The organism is Thiomonas sp. OC7, assembly GCF_900634595.1.
In the GTDB taxonomy this organism is placed as follows: domain Bacteria; phylum Pseudomonadota; class Gammaproteobacteria; order Burkholderiales; family Burkholderiaceae_C; genus Thiomonas; species Thiomonas arsenitoxydans.
Genome location: NZ_LR131953.1, coordinates 2,561,055 through 2,575,544, shown reverse-complemented (window position 1 = coordinate 2,575,544; position 14,490 = coordinate 2,561,055). Strand labels below are relative to the sequence as shown.

The following is a 14,490-nucleotide window of genomic DNA, read 5'->3' as shown; positions in this document are numbered from 1 at the left end:
GTGCAGACGGTCCGGCTGGCGGCGTTGGTGGCGATACCGCTCTCATGGCTATGGCAGCCATCGGCATGAAAGGGCTATGGGTTGTTCTTCACGCAGCCTCGCCAAGGGCGGATTGCCAAGAGTCGCACCAGTCACCACCAAGGTCTCGTCATTGACAAAGACAACCAACCGCGATTGTCTGCAGTCTCGCTACTACGCGAACAGCTGTAGTCGGCCGACTACAGCTGCTGCTTGACCAAGGCCCTCAGAATCCTATCGAGCGCCTCGAGCGCGGAAACTGCATCTCTCTCCATCTGGGCGCGCAGGATGGAGCCGTCCAGCGCCACAGCAATGGCCACAGCAAGTCCCCGGCGATCCTCCGATTCGGGGAGAAGGCGTGAGATCGTCTCAGCCATTTCGTCTTTGTGGCTCTTGGCGATGTCTGCAACTTCTGGCAACACACCTTCCAGTTCAACAACAGCATTCAGGAAGGCACAGCCCCGATAACCTTCGCTTTCGAACCATTCCTGGAATACGGCGACGAGCAACGTCGCCACGCTCCAGTCGCGCCTGCGGAGGCGCTCCAGTTCTCCGTTCAACCAATCCATCCAGAGCCGGTGCCGAAGCTCCAGATAGGCTTTGATCAGGTCGTTCTTACTGGGGAAATGCCGATAGAACGTGAGCTTGGCTACGCCGGATTCGGCGATGATGCGGTCGACGCCGGTGGCGCGCACACCGTCGCGGTAGAAGAGGTCGTGCGCAGTCCGCAGGATGCGGTCGCGCGCGGGTAGTGCTTCTGAGGCATGGATGTCTGACGGCATGACGGCATTGTAGACAGGTCTGTCTACATCAGCTAGAGTGGACTCGAGTAGACAAGTCTGTCTACATCAACCCAAGGAGAGATCGTGGATACCAAGCCGCCCCTGCCCCCCTTTACCGAAGATTCCGCCCTGCAGAAAGTGCGCATGGCCGAGGACGCCTGGAACACGCGCGATCCCGCGCGCGTGGTACTGGTGTACACGGAAGATACCCGCTGGCGCAACCGCGCCGAATTTCCGGTCGGCCGTGCCGAAGTGCAGCGTTTCCTCGAACGCAAGTGGACGCGCGAACTGGAATACCGGCTGATCAAGGAACTGTGGGCCTTCACCGGCAACCGAATCGCGGTACGCTTCGCCTACGAATGGCACGACGACTCGGGCCACTGGTTCCGCTCCTACGGCAACGAGAACTGGGAATTCAATGAGCAGGGGTTCATGATGCGACGCTTTGCCAGCATCAACGACCTGCCGATCGCGGAGGCCGACCGCAAGTTCTTCTGGCCGCTGGGACGGCGACCAGACAATCACCCGGAGCTGAGCGAGCTGGGTTTGTAATCTCTGTTGTCAAGCGACGAACATCGCTGACGACATCACCACTGTCGAATACAGCTATGCCAAGCGCTACGCCTTCGCCCGAACTTCGTCACCTACTGGGCACACTTGGCATCGGTCCGTTCCTTTTTTGCCTTGTTTCCTCTTGGGTTCATCACCTCTAAAAAACACGCGACAGAACCACACAGCCGAGCCTCTTGTGAGCGAACTATTCAACCTCGCGAGCGTGTGCCCGTCGCGCTCGACCTGAATGCGGCAGGCGCAACCTGCGCCATGCGCATCGTCAACTTGCGCAAGGAGGTCGCGTTGGCATAGCCCACTCGCTGTGCGACCTCGTCGAGCGTGAGTTCGTCAAGTTCCAATAGGCGCCGAGCGTGGCGCATGCGCACCGAATGGATCAGCGTCATGGGCGTCACACCGGATGCCTTGAACAGGCGCCGCGCCAAGGTCTTCTCGGTCATGTGAAGTTGCCGAGCCGCCTGCCGCACCGACAAGATGTCCGGCAGGCTGGCCTCGATAAGCGCCTCGAAGCTGCGCGCCGTCTCGTCGTCTGGCACGTCCAAGTGCTCCCAAACCTGATACCGGGCCTGCGTGGTGCGGGTGTCAATCAGCAAATAGCTCATGACCAGGTCTGCCAGTTCGCGACCGATCTGTTTGCGGATCAGGTAAAGCATCAAGTCCATTTGTGCCATCGCAGCGCCCGCACTCACGATGCCATGCGACTCAACCACCATGCGCTTCGTATCCAGCCGAATCTGTGGGAAGTGTTTGTGGAAGAAGCCACTCAGGCGCCAATGGGTCGTCGCCGCCCCGCCCTGCAGCAGGCCGGCCATAGCGGGGAGCAGCACACCTGAGCAGGAGGCGGCCACTTTGCCCCCCCGCGCATGGTGCCGTTGCGCCAGACGCGCAAAGGCTTCGGCATCAGGCATGCTCATGCGGTGCAGGATTTTCCGCTCGTCGTAGCGACCGTGGATATCGCCTTCCGAACCGAGATCTGGATGATCCAGCCCAATGCCTGGAAACACGATCACGGAGGAGGCTGGGACGCGCGCGGCGTCGATCGGCTGGGCTGCAAGTCTCATCCCGTTGGACAACCGGACTTCATTCGACATCCCGACTACTCGCCAACTCGGCGAAGCCTGACCAAGCGAAGCCGCTCCACCGCTGGCCACGCTCAGGGCATCGAGTGTCGCAGCCACGCTGGCACCTAAAGCGCCATCCATTGCTGCGATAAAGAACTGGGTTGCCATCGCCCTGATTGTTTGAATGTCTGAAATGGAACTGCAGGAGTCATTTTAGACAATCGTCGCACATCGTGCAAACACATAAGCTCCTCACATCAGTTGTCCGATATGAGGACGTAGAAAAACGCCTCGGCCCAGGAAAACAACATGAACACCAAGTCCTCAACTTTCGCCACGGCCTCGCTCTGGCCCGCTTTCGGTCTTGGGCTATCGGTGGCCGTTGGCAACGGTCTGGCGCGCTTCGCGTACGCGTTGATCCTGCCAGCCATGCATCAGGCCATGGCATGGAACTACGCTCAGGCCGGTTGGTTAAACACGGCCAACGCACTGGGATACCTCGCTGGCGCAGCAAGCGGTTATCTGCTTCTGCGATACCGATCACCCACATGGTTGTTCTCCGTAGGCCTGTACCTCACAGTCTTGTCTCTGCCAGCAACGGCACTGTCAGCAGACCTAGTCTGGCTGACGGCAGCCAGACTGCTCTCAGGCATCGGTGCGGCTTGGGCGTTCTCCTGCGGTGGCGCACTCGTGGCAGTTCGCTATCGCCACTTTCCGGATCTCAGCGGCACGGCCATGGGACTGTACTTCGCGGGCGCAGGTATTGGCATCGCGCTGTCTGGCCTCGCGGTAGATCCCTTGCTGGCATTCTGGGGAGTGGCTGCGTGGCCGCAGGCCTGGCTGCTGCTGGGACTACTGGCGGCTGTGCTGTCGGTCTGGCCCTTGCTCGAAGCCCGCAGACCGGTCGACGTCGCCCCGTCGGCATCGCGCCGAGCGCTTTCACTGAGTGGCCTGTGGACACCGTTGCTGGGCTACCTCTTGTTCGCCGCAGGCTATATCGTCTATATGACTTTCATCCTGGCTTGGATGCGCAATCAAGGTTGGTCGCTGCTGTTCGGCCTGAGTTTCTGGCTCATCCTCGGAAGCGGCGTCGCTGTTTCGCCTTTCGTATGGCGGGTGGCACTGAACAATTGGCCACCGGCGCTTACTCAGTCGGCCAGCTGCTTTGCCACGCTGATCGGCGCGTCGATTCCGATCCTGGATGGGGGGGGAGCCAGCCTTCTCTGCTCGGCTGCAGCGTTCGGCCTTGGCATGTTCATCGTGCCATCATCGGTCGCCGTGCTGGTGCGTCAGCGCATGCCATCGGATCTCTGGGCCAAGGGCATTACGTTTTTCACTGTGGTATTTGCACTCGGGCAGGCCATTGGGCCGGTAGCTGCAGGGGCGATTGCCGACATGGGCACGTTGAACGACTCTCTATCGTTTGGGGCGGCACTGTTATTAGTGGCTGCACTGCTTCCCTTGCTCGGATTGGCCTCGAAGGGTGTTCCAGGGCACAGATTGGGCGAAGGCCTGAATGAGGAAAGTGAGTAATGGTATGAGCAACAGAATGGACCGGGTTCGGCGCTTCATCGCCGAGAAAAACTTAGGCGGAACCGACTTCTCAGACTGCGACGACCTCATCGAAAACGGACTGATCGACTCGCTGCGGTTCGTCGAGTTTGTGCTGCTGATCGCGGAGCTCAGCGGGCGCACGATTGAGCTGGACAACGTGAACATCGACGAGTTCCGCACCATCGACGCCATCCGCGCGGCTTACTTCAGCGGCGCGGACACCGAACTCGTGGAGCCGAAATGAAAGCCGCGGACGACTACCGGCATGGCGACAAGTTCTCGCTCGGCAGCCACCGCGTGACGACGCAGGAGATCGTGGCCTTCGCAAGCCTGTACGACCCGCAGCCATACCACCTGTCGCAGGAGGCGGGGAGCCAGTCGTTCTTCTAGGGGATCGTCGCAAGCGGATGGCACACTGCGGCCATCTGGATGAGCCTGTACGTGCGCGCGATGCTGGAGGGCGCGCGGGTCGAGGGCTCGCCCGGAGTCGACGAGTTGCGCTGGCATGCTCCGGTGCGTCCGGACGACGTTCTGGTCGGCGAGGTCGAGATCCTCGATCTGGTTCAGAGCCCGTTCCGCAAGGACCTGATCACCGTCAAAAACGCCGGCAGGCTGACCCGGGAAGGCGAGGCCAGGCCGTTGATGACGTTGGTGCTGCACAGCCGCTTCGTGCGCCGCGACGCGGCCCAGGCGCAGCATAGGGACAAGGAGACGCACACATGCAAACTGTATCGCTGACCGCGCAATGGACCGCGGCGATCCGGGCCTTGGAGAACGAGAAGGGCAGCGACGCGCTGTTTCGTGACGATCTCGCCCGCGAGTTGGCGCAGCCGGACGGGTTCGAATTGCTGCAACGCTACAAGGGCGGGGGCGTGCGCGAATTCGTCGTCATCCGGACACGGTTCTTCGACGATGCCTGTGCTGCCGCGCTGCGGGAGGAACCTGCGATCCGGCAGATCGTGATGGTGGCTGCCGGCATGGACACCCGGGCCTACCGGCTGGACTGGCCGCAAGGGACGAAAGTCTACGAGGTAGACCATGGCGAGCTATTGGCGGAAAAGACAGCGCGGCTGCACCAAATTGGAGGCCCTTCCCGTGCGCTGCGCCTCAACGTCGCCGCGGACTTGGCCAGAGATTGGCGCGGTCCGCTGATCGGTGCCGGGTTCGATCCGTCAAAGCCTGCACTGTGGCTGGCGGAGGGGCTCCTGTTCTTTCTGACGGACGAGCAGGCAGGCGAAGTTCTTTCCACCTGTCGTGCGATGAGCGCGATGGGGAGTCGTCTCGTCGTCGACATGGCGAGCAGGAGCCTGCTGAACAGTCCCTTCAGCCAGATTTTCCTCGCCGCACTTCGCAAGGACGGTGTCGGCTGGCGCTTCGGCACCGATGCGCCGGAGGCATGGTTGAAGCAACAGGGATGGTCGGTGCTCGATCTGCGCGAGCCGGGCACCGCGGATACCGGCGGTCGGCGCTGGCCCTACGAAACCCAACCGCGCGAGGTGCCCGGCGTGGCGCGTAGCTGGCTGGTGATGGCGGTCATCGACTGAGGGCAGTCCGGCGGGCTGCTCGGCGAACAGAAGGAGCGTTTCATCCATGAAGACAACCGCAAACTGGTATCTTGTCCGCAGAGATCTCGAGGCAGCACTTGATCACCTGTTCTGCCTGCCACCCGAGAACTTCGTCGAGTACGACAGCCTGCTGAGTGTCGAGGAGTTCGATGCGCTTGGCTATGCGCGCAACTTTCCGCATCTCACCTGTCTGCTGTGTGCGCTGGACGTGGAGCATCTGCCGGCTTTCGCCGCGGGCGATCGGCGCGTCGACGTGCGCTATGGGCCGTCGCGTACCAGCATGGCACTGCTGCCAGCGACCTGCTACAAGGTCTATCTGGAGCGCAAGGGGCAGAGCCTTACCGCACCGCAGGTGGTGGGCTGCATCGCCAGGTGCTTTAGACACGAGGACAAGCCGCTCGACCGCTACCGCGGCTACAACTTCACTATGAAGGAGTTCGTCTGCCTGGGAACTGCGGCGGATGCGAAGCAGCATGTGGACCGTGGACGCGCGGTCATCGACCAGGTAATGCGCGCGCTGGAACTCGAGTTCGCCTACGAGACGGCATCAGATCCGTTCTTTGACACGTCGAGCTCGGTCGCGACAATGTCCAAGGTGCTGCCAACCAAACAGGAGGTCGTGTTCGACGGGCACGCCGTCGCTTCGCTGAACCACCACCGCAACTACTTCGGCCGCAGGTTCGGGATCTCTATCGCCGCGGAGCCGATCCACACGAGTTGCGTGGCTTTCGGGCTGGAGCGTTGGATCTCGATGCTACGCGACCGGTATGACAACGCCGAGGATGTCCGCAGGCGGCTCAACGATCTCCTGCGGTCCGACCCGCCATCGTCATTCGACCCGGTGACACCTGAGTCGATCTCAAAAGCGCAGGAGCTTCGGTCATGACCGGGCCCGTGGCCGAGCAGAAGCTGCTTGAGCGCTTGCTGCAACTCTCACGGCGCAACCAGTACGACGTGTTCACGCGCTTCGTCTGGCCGAGCGAGATTGAGCACGACCGTCCCTGGTGCGACGAGGACCTGCTGACCACGTTCGGCACACAGATCCATGAGGCGCTCGGCGAATCAGCGCTGATCTCGCTGAGCCACTGGGAGTGCATCAACTTTTTCAGTCTCAACGTCCATGGCATCAAGGGCGCACTGGCCTTTCTGATGATGGCGTTCTACGAGCCGCGCTATCGGGACATCTCGGAATACCTGCATGTCTTCGTTGCCGAAGAGAACGGGCACATGTGGTTCTTCGCGAAGTTCTGCCTGGACTATGTCGGCAAGATCTACCCTGCCGCCGCACTGCCGACTGGATCTGCAGCGAACCTGGTTGAGCGAGACCTCTTATTGTTCGCAAGCACGCTGATCTTTGAGGAATATGTCGATTTCTACAACTACAAAGTTAGCAAGAGCCCGAATGTGCCCGCCATTGTGCGCGAAATCAATCACCAGCATCACCTGGACGAGTCAAGGCACATCTCGTTCGGGCGCGAGATCGTGCAGCGGCTCTATGCACAGGTGCTTGAACAGGATGCCTCGCAGGCAACCGTCGATCGTGTGCGCAAGGCGATCGAGAAGACGTTCGTCTACTTCATCGGGCAGATGTACAACCCACGAGTGTATGCAGATGCCCAAGTGATCGCGCTGTCCGGGATGCAGAATGCCGCTGCACTGCGCAATCGACTGCGCAACGATCCCTCACGGCGGGCGTTTCACCAACTCTGGTTCAAACGCACCGCCGACTTCTTTGTCAAGCACGGTATTCTGCTGGATACGGCCTGCCTGTCAGCGTAGTCATACAACCACACGAAGCGACGCGAGGATCGGGTTACCCATCTTGTTGATTGCGACCCCGAAGGGGAAACCCGCGTCCGTGTTTTGCACCAACGCAACCCATTGGCGCGGCGAGCGCCCTGCTCAACCACGCGCCATGGGCGCGCGTTATGGCCGGTGTTTCTCGATCGCGATCGACACGGCCATCGAGGCGGCAAAGAAAACCGACCAAATGACGGTTGCTGCGGGCGGCTTGAAGTCGTGTTCCCACAGCACGGCAAACCAGACGGCATTGACGATCTGCAGCAGCAGGATCACCAGGCTTCTGCGGTCGCGTTGAATCGCTCGGGACAGAACTGCACCGATTTCATCGGACACCTGCCTGCGCAGGCGGTGCTTGTCGTCGGCCATGTCAGTGCTCCACGTGGCCGAGGCGGATCTGGATGCCGCTGCCACCACCGCCCTCGTGGCGGGCGATGTCATCTTTGGTGCCAGCCAGCTTGCCGAGGTTGTCTTTCAGCACATCGAACGGCTCTCGATCCGAGCTGCTCGCCGCCTTGCTCAGATCGGCAGACCCACTCTCGCCGGAGGGTGCGCCCAGTGCATCGACGGGGCCTTTCGGCGGTGCGCTCGGTGCGGGCGAGGGTTGCGGCGGTGCGGACGGCGCGGCGGGACGCAGAGGTGTGCTCGACGGGCCGCTGATCCCCTTGCCCTCCATCATCGCTTGAGCCGCTTGGCCCATGCGGGCGGTATTGGCCCCCGTGCTGCCCGCGCCGCCCAGCGATCCAGCAGGTGTGCCGGAGGACGGTGCGGGCGCGGAAGCACCGCCCCCTTTCCCGCCGCCGCCGATGGAACCCATCATGTCGCCTGCGGGTTTGCCCGCTGCGCCAGTGGCCTGGCCGAGGGCGGCGAGTTTTTCTGCGCCGGCAATCGCGCCGCCCGCGCCTGAGCCGCCACCCGCCCCAGCCCCGACCAGGCCTGCCATTCTGTCGAGACCTTTGGCGGCGCTGGCGTAACCTGCGGCCCCTGCCACGCCCGCTGCGGCGATGCCGCCAGCGATCGCCGCAGCGCCGCCCGCGACGTTGCCCAGGGACATATTCGGAGACCCGTTCATCAGGCTGCCCGCCAGGCCCGGCGCCTGCATGCCGATGACCCCGTAGATCAGCATGCTGACGCCGACCGTCAGCAGATCGGTGGGCGGCAGCGACTTTCCTCCGGTGTATTGCGCGATGTAGGCGAGTTCGCTGTTGATGAGGTTCTGCCCGAGGCCGATGATGGCGTAGATCATCAGCAGCTTGATGCCCACGCTGACCAGATAGCCGATGTATTTCTCGCCGAAGCTGCTGGTCAGGCTGGAGCCCGTGAAGCCCAGCATCACCAGGCCGGCGCCGCCGACCAGATAGGTCTCGATCAGCGTCATCAATAGCTGCAGGGCGACCAGGCCGAAGCCGATCAGGGCCAGCAGCGAGGTGATGGCGATGATGATGGCCAGGAACAGGTTGGTGCCGATGTTCAACAAACCGCCCGGCGCCTTGTCGTAGACCTCGTAGAGCTGATGCACCACGGAGAAGGCCATCGACATCACACCGGACGGCGATGCTGTTGCGGCGCTCGAACCGCCGATGGCCTGTCCCATGTCCATGAAGCTCGATGTGATGAGCGGCATCCATGTCGGCGCGTACTTGACGATGGTGTAGAAAAAGGCGATGGAGGCAATTTTCAGGGTGGCCCCGGCGATGAAATCGGCCAGATCGTTCTTCTTGAGTACCTGCTTGATGCCCCACCAGGACAGATCCATGGCGGCCAGCGCCGTAAAAATCTTGAAGGCATAGCCCTGTGCGGTGGTCATCCAGCCGGTGGTCGCGGCTTGAAACTGCGAGCTGATGGTGTCGAGGTAGCCCTGCCCCCCTGGGCCACCCGTCGGGGTGGGCGCCGGGGCGGCGTGGGCGGTGGCCGCCACCACAAGCAGGAGTATCAGCCCGGTGGCGGCCCATTGCACGCGGATTGAGAGGCCCCCCAGACCTGCCGCGTTCGCGTCAGGCCCCCCAAGGGGGATGAGAAAACTTGGGGCGGCCCTGCGTTTTCTCATGAGGGCATGGCGCGACGTTGCGGCGGTGACGGTTCGCATCATCGCTCCTCAGAATGCACCGGGCCCGGTGGGCGCGGTCAGGATGGGCGTCACGCTGTTGGACTGGTTCACCTGCGTATGCGCCTGCATCGCCATGTAGTTCAGCATGGCCTGGTTGCCGGCCTGAATGTCGGATTGCAAGCCTTGCATCTGGTTGACCATCAACGCCGAAATCTGATTGCCAGCCTGCATGACGGCTTTGCGGCCGCCTGCCGACTGGCTCTGGGCCTGGATGCTGGCGAGCGCCGATTGCGTGGTCTGGAAGTTCGATGCATTCAGGCCATATTGCTTGAGCACATCGGCAATCTGGCTGTCCAGGTTTCCCGTCCATGTCTGCAGGCTGGCGTTGTAGTTGCTCAGCACTGCACTGGGTTGGCCGAATTGGGTTTGCACCGCCGATACGGTGTTCGCCGCGGCATACGACAAGCCTTTGGCATTGCCGACCAGGTTGACCAGATTCTGCAACTGGCCACTGATGTTTGGCCAGAGCTGCGCCGGGATGTTCTGCATGTTCACGGCCTGGTTGTAGACCTGCTGGAACTGCGCTTGTAGCTGCTGCGCCTGCGTGGCGTACTGCTCGACCAGGGTCAGTTCCTGCACGATCTGTTCAGGGAAGGTCGCACCAGCAATCATGCCGGTCGCATGGGCGGGCGTGCTGGCGAGGGCGGCGATCGCGGCGAGGGCGAGGGTGGACTTTTTCAGGTTCATGAGGGTTCTCCTGCGAGGTGAGGGTTACTGGCCTTGCGGCACGCCGGTTTGCGCGCCGATGTTCTGCAATGTGGTGCTGGACTGATTCGCTGCGGCGTTCTGCGCAGCGGTGTTGAGCGTGCCGCCGATGCTGGGCGACAGGGCGTTCTCTTGTGCCGCAGTCGTGTTCCCGGTGGCAATCGCCTGGTTCTGGATGTTCTGCTGGTAGTCATAAATGCCTTGCTGCTGGTCCACCTCGTTTTGCGCGATACCCGCAGCCTGCGTCCAGGTGGGATCGCCTGTGGACTGCGCCTGGGCGTTGTCGTAGCTGGCGATCTGGTTGGCGGCGTTGCGCGAATACTCTGCGCTCAGTCCGGCCAACCCGGCCTGCGCCGCGGTGACGGCGGCGTTCTGGTTCTGCTGGGCCGCTGCGCCCAAGGCGTTCTGCTGGGCGTCTGCCGCGCTGGTGTAGGACGTGTCCGCACTGACCGCAGTTGCGGACTGCCCTTGTTGCACGCCGGTCTGCGTCGTGGTCTGCGCAAGCGCCTGCTGGGTGTTCGTCGATCCTGCGGTCTGGCCCTGCGTCACGCCGGTCATGGACTGAATCTGTTGTAGCGTGCCCTTGGCGCTGTTCAGCGCGGAGGCAGCGGCGGCGACATTCAGCGCCGTGCCCAGCACCGGTGCGGCGGCGACGTTCGCGGCATAGGCGCCGTTGGCGATGTTCTGTTCGACGGCATTGGCCGCCATCCAGCCCGCAGCGCACCAGGGATTGCCGCAGGACGCGGCATTCTGCGCGTCCTGGTAAGCCGTCTTGTTCGCGGTGAAGCCGGTGACGGAGAGTCCGTTCATCGCCGCCTGCGTCGCGGCCCCGGCGATCAGGTATTCGCCGGTGTGGTTCGTCACCGTGGGCTGGCCTTGTTGCACGCTGGTTTGCTGGCCGATGTCAGCGAGCGACTGGCTTGCGCCTTGCTGCGCGGCGGACTGTGCTGCCGTGCTGTTGGCTTGCGCCGTGGGCTGCGCGCCATTCTGGGCGGTGTTCAGGCTGCTTGCTTGGGTCGTCTCGTTCTGGTTCTGGATCGGGATCTGGTCGTCGGCCTGCGTCTGGTTGTCGTTGGCGACGGTCTGGGCCTGATCGGCGGCCTGCTGCCAGGCGTCGCCGTAGCCATATCGCCCCCCGCCACCCGAGTTGGAGGCGTCCTGATTGGAGATGTCCTGTGCGGTGTTGGCCGCGGCCTGATAGGCCTGCTGGTTGTAGTACGCCATGCCAGCGTCGTAGGTCGCGTTGCCGTTGGCGTTCACGGCGGCGCTCAGGCTTTGCTGTGCCGAGGGATCGGGCGCGGGCGCCGGAGCAGTGGCCTGGAAGGTCTGCGCATGGCAGGTGGCTGCCGTGGCGAGCGCGGCGGCGAGGAAGACGGGTTTGAAGGCTCTCATTGGTAACTCTCCCACAGTTGTGCGGCATCAAACTGGCCGCGTTCGCGCAGCCACTGGGCGGGCCACGCATTGCCAAGGGTGTCGCGCAGTTCACGGATGCGCGCGATGTCGGTTTTGCCGCTGGCCCCGACGAAGGCCAGTTCGGGGCCGGTCAGGCCGAGGTCGAACAGGCGGCGCCCGTCCGGGTGCATGACGTAGTACTGGCGCTTCGGGGTGGCAAAGGCCAGAATCTGGATTTGCCGGGCGTTGAGACCGACGGCCTCATACAGCGGTTTGATGTTCTCGGTCTCGGCCTCGGGGTTGGGCAGAAAGATCTTGGTCGGGCAGGACTCGAAGATCACGTCGGCAATGCCCGAGCGCGTCAGGTCGGTCAGCGACTGGGTGGCGAACACGACTGCCGTGTTGGCCTTGCGCAAGACTTTGAGCCATTCCCGGATCTTGGCCTTGAAGGCGGGATGGCTGAGCATGATCCAGGCTTCATCAAGGATCAGCAGCGTGGGCTGGCCTTTGAAGCGCTGCTCGATGCGGTGGAACAGATAGGTCAGCACCGGCCGCACGAGCTTGTCGCCCTTGTTCATCAGGTGCTCCATCTCGAAGACCTGGAACACGTCCTGCCCCAGGCTGTCGGTCTCGGCGTCGAGCAGATGGCCGGCCATGCCGCGCAGGGTGTAGGCCTGCAGGGCTTCGCGCAGGCTCTGATCCTGCAGCAGCACAAGGAAGTTGGTCAGGGTGCGCTGCGCCATTGTGTCTGTGGAAGCGCCGAGCTGGGTGATGGCGCGGAACAGTTCCTGGCGGTGGTGAGGCAACATCTTGAGGCCCTGCAGCTCGCACAACTGCTCCAGCCATTCGGCGGCCCAGACGCGCTCGTTCGGTTCATCCACCCGGCCAAGGGGGCAGAACGCCAGATCGCCCTGCTCGCCCGCGATGTCGTAGTGCTCGCCGCCGGCCGCCCAGCACAGCGGCAGCATGGAATAGCCTTTGTCGAAGGCGAAGACCTGCGCGCCGGGATAGCGGAACTGCTGCGCCGCCACGAGAGCGAGCAGGGTGCTCTTTCCGGCGCCGGTCGGCCCAAGGATGGCGGCATGACCCAGATCGCCCGCGTGCAGGCTGAGGGTGAAGGGCGTGCCGCCGTCGGTCTTGGCCTGCAGCAGCGGCGGGCTGTTCGGTGGATAGAACGGACAGGGGTTGCGCTCTGGCCCGGCCCAGACGGCGGTCAGCGGCAGCAGGTGGGCCAGGTTGAGCGTGTGGATGATGGGGCGGCGCACATTGGCGGCGGTGTTGCCGGGCAGCGTGCCGAGATAGGCCTCGACCGCGTTCACGTCCTCCACACGGGCGCCGAAGCCGCGGTTCTCGATGAGCTTGACCATCTCCCGGGTGGACTCGTCCAGGATTTCCGGGTCTTCGTGCGAGAGCAGCAGCACGCTGGTGTAGTAGCCGAACAGCACCATGCCGCTGGACGCCTCGGCCAGCGCCTGTACGGCGTCATTCGCCATGCGGTCGGCGTCGGCGTTGATGTGGGTGGCCTGGCCGCCGGCGTTCTCGCGCAGCAGGTTCATCATGCTCTTGCGCTTTTGCGCCCACTTGCTGCGGTATTTGTTCAGCGTCTTCTCGGCCTGCCCCGGATCGAGGTAGATGAAGCGGCTGCTCCAGCGGTAAGACACGGGCAGGCGCGAGAGCATGTCCAGGATGCCGGGGAAGCTCTCCGGCGGCAGGCCGGTCAGGGCGATGCAGGACATGCTGCGGCGGCCGATGCGGGGGATGAAGCCGGTGGTGAAGTCGTGCTGGCCGAGCACGGCGTCCAGGTACATGGGCACTTGTGCCATACGGAAGGGGCGATGATCCGGCAACAGGCTGACGCACTGTTCCAGGTGCGCGAGAAGGGGGCTGTCGATGGCGCCGGTACGCAGGTCGATGCGGTCTTTGAGACGGTGGATGGTCAGCAGGGTGGAGAGGCGGGATTCCATCTCCCGGATTTGTTCCTTGAAGCGCTCCAGATTGCGGTGTGCCGTGGCCTTGACCCGGCCCTCGACGAACAGATCGGCCGTTTTGCTCGCGGCATCGGGCATGGGGAACCAGGTGACGGTGAGGATGAAGCGACTGCGATAGCCCACGAAGCTGTGCTCGTGGCTGTTGCGGCGGGCGTCGTCGATCAGCCGGGTGGTGCGGTCGGGGAATGCGCCGGGCGGGGCGTAGCCCGGCGCGGGCGCGCGCACGGCGTCGCAATGCAGCACCCAGCCGTCCCCCAGTCTCAGGGCCGCGTTGACCCGGGCGGACATGGCGCCGAGTTCTTCCTGTGTGGAAGAGTCCAGATCGGGGCCGTGATATTCCCAGGCCGCCATCAGGCCACCGCTCTTGGTCAGCACGATGCCGTTGTCCACCAGCGCCGCCCAGGGCAGCAGGTCGGGCAGGCCGTAGGCGGCCGAGCGGAACTCCTTGAGCGCCATCATGACCGCACCTCCCGATCCTTGGCGAAGGGGCTGGCCTGCGCGGGGTAGTGGCGGCGGTACTTCAGCAGCCTGCCGCCGGTTTTTGACAGGATGGGGTCGTAGGCTGCGGCACGGGACAGCGCCCATTGGCCGACCATCCACAGCGTGACGCCGATGACGGCGGCCCAGAGCTTGGCCAGCGAGAAGATGAAAATGCCGGCCACGATGGCGAGCAGCAACACCAGTTGGCGTTCGCCGCCCATCATCAGGATGGGGCGGTTGAGCGAATCATGGATGGGGGTTTGGGTGTCGTTCATTGCGGAACTCCGGTCACGCGGTCAGTGAATTCGGTGAGGTCGGCCGTATGGCGCAGCGCCGCCACAATCTGCGGCAGCTCCCAGCCCTGCTCGACCAGGGCCTGCACGACGGCGATCAGGACTTCGGGCAGCGCGGGGCGGGGAGTCGCCTCCCCGCCTTGCCCGGCCTGTGAGAGGGCGGGATGCATCATGT

Annotated in this window: 17 protein-coding genes; 8 read left to right on the top strand and 9 right to left on the bottom strand. The window is 63.3% G+C overall.

Annotated elements, in window-relative coordinates; genetic code table 11:
- Window positions 1–218: 218 nt before the first annotated feature.
- Window positions 219–800, bottom strand: a complete 582-nt coding sequence (locus BIO17B3_RS12380; protein WP_112488014.1) for a TetR/AcrR family transcriptional regulator — start codon at window positions 798–800, stop codon at window positions 219–221.
- Between the two features lie 84 nt (window positions 801–884).
- On the opposite strand from BIO17B3_RS12380, the gene BIO17B3_RS12375 reads away from it, so the two are divergent.
- On the top strand, window positions 885–1,352 hold the full coding sequence (locus tag BIO17B3_RS12375) for a nuclear transport factor 2 family protein (protein WP_112488013.1): 468 nt from the start codon (window positions 885–887) through the stop codon (window positions 1,350–1,352).
- A 209-nt stretch (window positions 1,353–1,561) separates the two neighbouring features.
- Here the strand turns inward: BIO17B3_RS12375 and BIO17B3_RS12370 are convergent, their stop codons facing one another.
- A complete protein-coding gene (locus BIO17B3_RS12370; protein WP_172979022.1) occupies window positions 1,562–2,521 on the bottom strand; it encodes a GlxA family transcriptional regulator in 960 nt (319 codons plus the stop codon).
- Between the two features lie 219 nt (window positions 2,522–2,740).
- On the opposite strand from BIO17B3_RS12370, the gene BIO17B3_RS12365 reads away from it, so the two are divergent.
- Genes BIO17B3_RS12365 through BIO17B3_RS12335 form a run of 7 tightly spaced genes read left to right on the top strand, consistent with a single transcriptional unit; the run spans window position 2,741 to window position 7,329 of the window.
- Window positions 2,741–3,964, top strand: coding sequence for a YbfB/YjiJ family MFS transporter (locus BIO17B3_RS12365; RefSeq protein WP_156054256.1), 1,224 nt, complete (start codon window positions 2,741–2,743; stop codon window positions 3,962–3,964).
- 4 nt (window positions 3,965–3,968) lie between these two features.
- A complete protein-coding gene (locus tag BIO17B3_RS12360) occupies window positions 3,969–4,229 on the top strand; it encodes a hypothetical protein (RefSeq protein WP_197737903.1) in 261 nt (86 codons plus the stop codon).
- Window positions 4,226–4,375: a hypothetical protein gene (locus tag BIO17B3_RS12355; RefSeq protein WP_156054255.1), complete on the top strand. Its 150-nt coding sequence runs from the start codon at window positions 4,226–4,228 to the stop codon at window positions 4,373–4,375. Before BIO17B3_RS12360 ends, BIO17B3_RS12355 begins: the two co-directional genes overlap by 4 nt.
- Before the next feature lie 39 nt (window positions 4,376–4,414).
- Window positions 4,415–4,723: a hypothetical protein gene (locus BIO17B3_RS12350; protein ID WP_156054254.1), complete on the top strand. Its 309-nt coding sequence runs from the start codon at window positions 4,415–4,417 to the stop codon at window positions 4,721–4,723.
- Window positions 4,705–5,529 carry an SAM-dependent methyltransferase gene (locus tag BIO17B3_RS12345; RefSeq protein WP_112488008.1) on the top strand — a complete coding sequence of 275 codons (825 nt, stop codon included), beginning with the start codon at window positions 4,705–4,707 and terminating at the stop codon, window positions 5,527–5,529. The genes BIO17B3_RS12350 and BIO17B3_RS12345 overlap by 19 nt, the downstream gene beginning before the upstream one ends.
- 46 nt (window positions 5,530–5,575) lie before the next feature.
- The gene (locus tag BIO17B3_RS12340; RefSeq protein WP_112488007.1) at window positions 5,576–6,436 is read left to right on the top strand and encodes an aminoacyl--tRNA ligase-related protein; all 861 of its coding nucleotides are present in this window, start codon (window positions 5,576–5,578) and stop codon (window positions 6,434–6,436) included.
- Window positions 6,433–7,329 carry a diiron oxygenase gene (locus BIO17B3_RS12335; RefSeq protein WP_112488006.1) on the top strand — a complete coding sequence of 299 codons (897 nt, stop codon included), beginning with the start codon at window positions 6,433–6,435 and terminating at the stop codon, window positions 7,327–7,329. Before BIO17B3_RS12340 ends, BIO17B3_RS12335 begins: the two co-directional genes overlap by 4 nt.
- Window positions 7,330–7,476: 147 nt before the next feature.
- On the opposite strand, the gene BIO17B3_RS12330 is transcribed toward BIO17B3_RS12335, so the two are convergent.
- The 7 genes from BIO17B3_RS12330 to BIO17B3_RS12300 are packed head-to-tail and all read right to left on the bottom strand — an operon-like array spanning window position 7,477 to window position 14,488.
- Entirely contained in the window at window positions 7,477–7,719 is a 243-nt protein-coding gene (locus tag BIO17B3_RS12330; protein WP_112488005.1) for a hypothetical protein, read from the bottom strand.
- A gap of 1 nt (window position 7,720) precedes the next feature.
- A complete protein-coding gene (trbL, locus tag BIO17B3_RS12325; RefSeq protein WP_172979023.1) occupies window positions 7,721–9,436 on the bottom strand; it encodes a P-type conjugative transfer protein TrbL in 1,716 nt (571 codons plus the stop codon).
- 9 nt (window positions 9,437–9,445) lie between these two features.
- Window positions 9,446–10,144 carry a P-type conjugative transfer protein TrbJ gene (gene trbJ, locus BIO17B3_RS12320; protein ID WP_112488003.1) on the bottom strand — a complete coding sequence of 233 codons (699 nt, stop codon included), beginning with the start codon at window positions 10,142–10,144 and terminating at the stop codon, window positions 9,446–9,448.
- Between the two features lie 24 nt (window positions 10,145–10,168).
- Window positions 10,169–11,554, bottom strand: coding sequence for a hypothetical protein (locus BIO17B3_RS12315; protein WP_156054252.1), 1,386 nt, complete (start codon window positions 11,552–11,554; stop codon window positions 10,169–10,171).
- Entirely contained in the window at window positions 11,551–14,001 is a 2,451-nt protein-coding gene (locus tag BIO17B3_RS12310) for a transporter (RefSeq protein WP_156054251.1), read from the bottom strand. The genes BIO17B3_RS12315 and BIO17B3_RS12310 overlap by 4 nt, the downstream gene beginning before the upstream one ends.
- A complete protein-coding gene (gene trbD / locus BIO17B3_RS12305; RefSeq protein ID WP_156054250.1) occupies window positions 13,998–14,297 on the bottom strand; it encodes a conjugal transfer protein TrbD in 300 nt (99 codons plus the stop codon). Before trbD ends, BIO17B3_RS12310 begins: the two co-directional genes overlap by 4 nt.
- Window positions 14,294–14,488: a hypothetical protein gene (locus tag BIO17B3_RS12300; protein ID WP_112487999.1), complete on the bottom strand. Its 195-nt coding sequence runs from the start codon at window positions 14,486–14,488 to the stop codon at window positions 14,294–14,296. The genes trbD and BIO17B3_RS12300 overlap by 4 nt, the downstream gene beginning before the upstream one ends.
- Window positions 14,489–14,490: the final 2 nt, after the last annotated feature.

Excerpts from the sequence above, each read along its gene's own strand:
- BIO17B3_RS12380 (WP_112488014.1), bottom strand. The coding sequence starts at position 800 with ATGCCGTCAGACATCCATGCCTCAGAAGCACTACCCGCGCGCGACCGC.
- BIO17B3_RS12365 (WP_156054256.1), top strand. The coding sequence starts at position 2,741 with ATGAACACCAAGTCCTCAACTTTCGCCACGGCCTCGCTCTGGCCCGCT.
- BIO17B3_RS12360 (WP_197737903.1), top strand. The coding sequence starts at position 3,969 with ATGAGCAACAGAATGGACCGGGTTCGGCGCTTCATCGCCGAGAAAAAC.
- BIO17B3_RS12355 (WP_156054255.1), top strand. The coding sequence starts at position 4,226 with ATGAAAGCCGCGGACGACTACCGGCATGGCGACAAGTTCTCGCTCGGC.
- BIO17B3_RS12350 (WP_156054254.1), top strand. The coding sequence starts at position 4,415 with ATGAGCCTGTACGTGCGCGCGATGCTGGAGGGCGCGCGGGTCGAGGGC.
- BIO17B3_RS12345 (WP_112488008.1), top strand. The coding sequence starts at position 4,705 with ATGCAAACTGTATCGCTGACCGCGCAATGGACCGCGGCGATCCGGGCC.
- BIO17B3_RS12340 (WP_112488007.1), top strand. The coding sequence starts at position 5,576 with ATGAAGACAACCGCAAACTGGTATCTTGTCCGCAGAGATCTCGAGGCA.
- BIO17B3_RS12335 (WP_112488006.1), top strand. The coding sequence starts at position 6,433 with ATGACCGGGCCCGTGGCCGAGCAGAAGCTGCTTGAGCGCTTGCTGCAA.
- BIO17B3_RS12330 (WP_112488005.1), bottom strand. The coding sequence starts at position 7,719 with ATGGCCGACGACAAGCACCGCCTGCGCAGGCAGGTGTCCGATGAAATC.
- trbL (WP_172979023.1), bottom strand. The coding sequence starts at position 9,436 with ATGCGAACCGTCACCGCCGCAACGTCGCGCCATGCCCTCATGAGAAAA.
- trbJ (WP_112488003.1), bottom strand. The coding sequence starts at position 10,144 with ATGAACCTGAAAAAGTCCACCCTCGCCCTCGCCGCGATCGCCGCCCTC.
- BIO17B3_RS12315 (WP_156054252.1), bottom strand. The coding sequence starts at position 11,554 with ATGAGAGCCTTCAAACCCGTCTTCCTCGCCGCCGCGCTCGCCACGGCA.
- BIO17B3_RS12310 (WP_156054251.1), bottom strand. The coding sequence starts at position 14,001 with ATGATGGCGCTCAAGGAGTTCCGCTCGGCCGCCTACGGCCTGCCCGAC.
- trbD (WP_156054250.1), bottom strand. The coding sequence starts at position 14,297 with ATGAACGACACCCAAACCCCCATCCATGATTCGCTCAACCGCCCCATC.
- BIO17B3_RS12300 (WP_112487999.1), bottom strand. The coding sequence starts at position 14,488 with ATGATGCATCCCGCCCTCTCACAGGCCGGGCAAGGCGGGGAGGCGACT.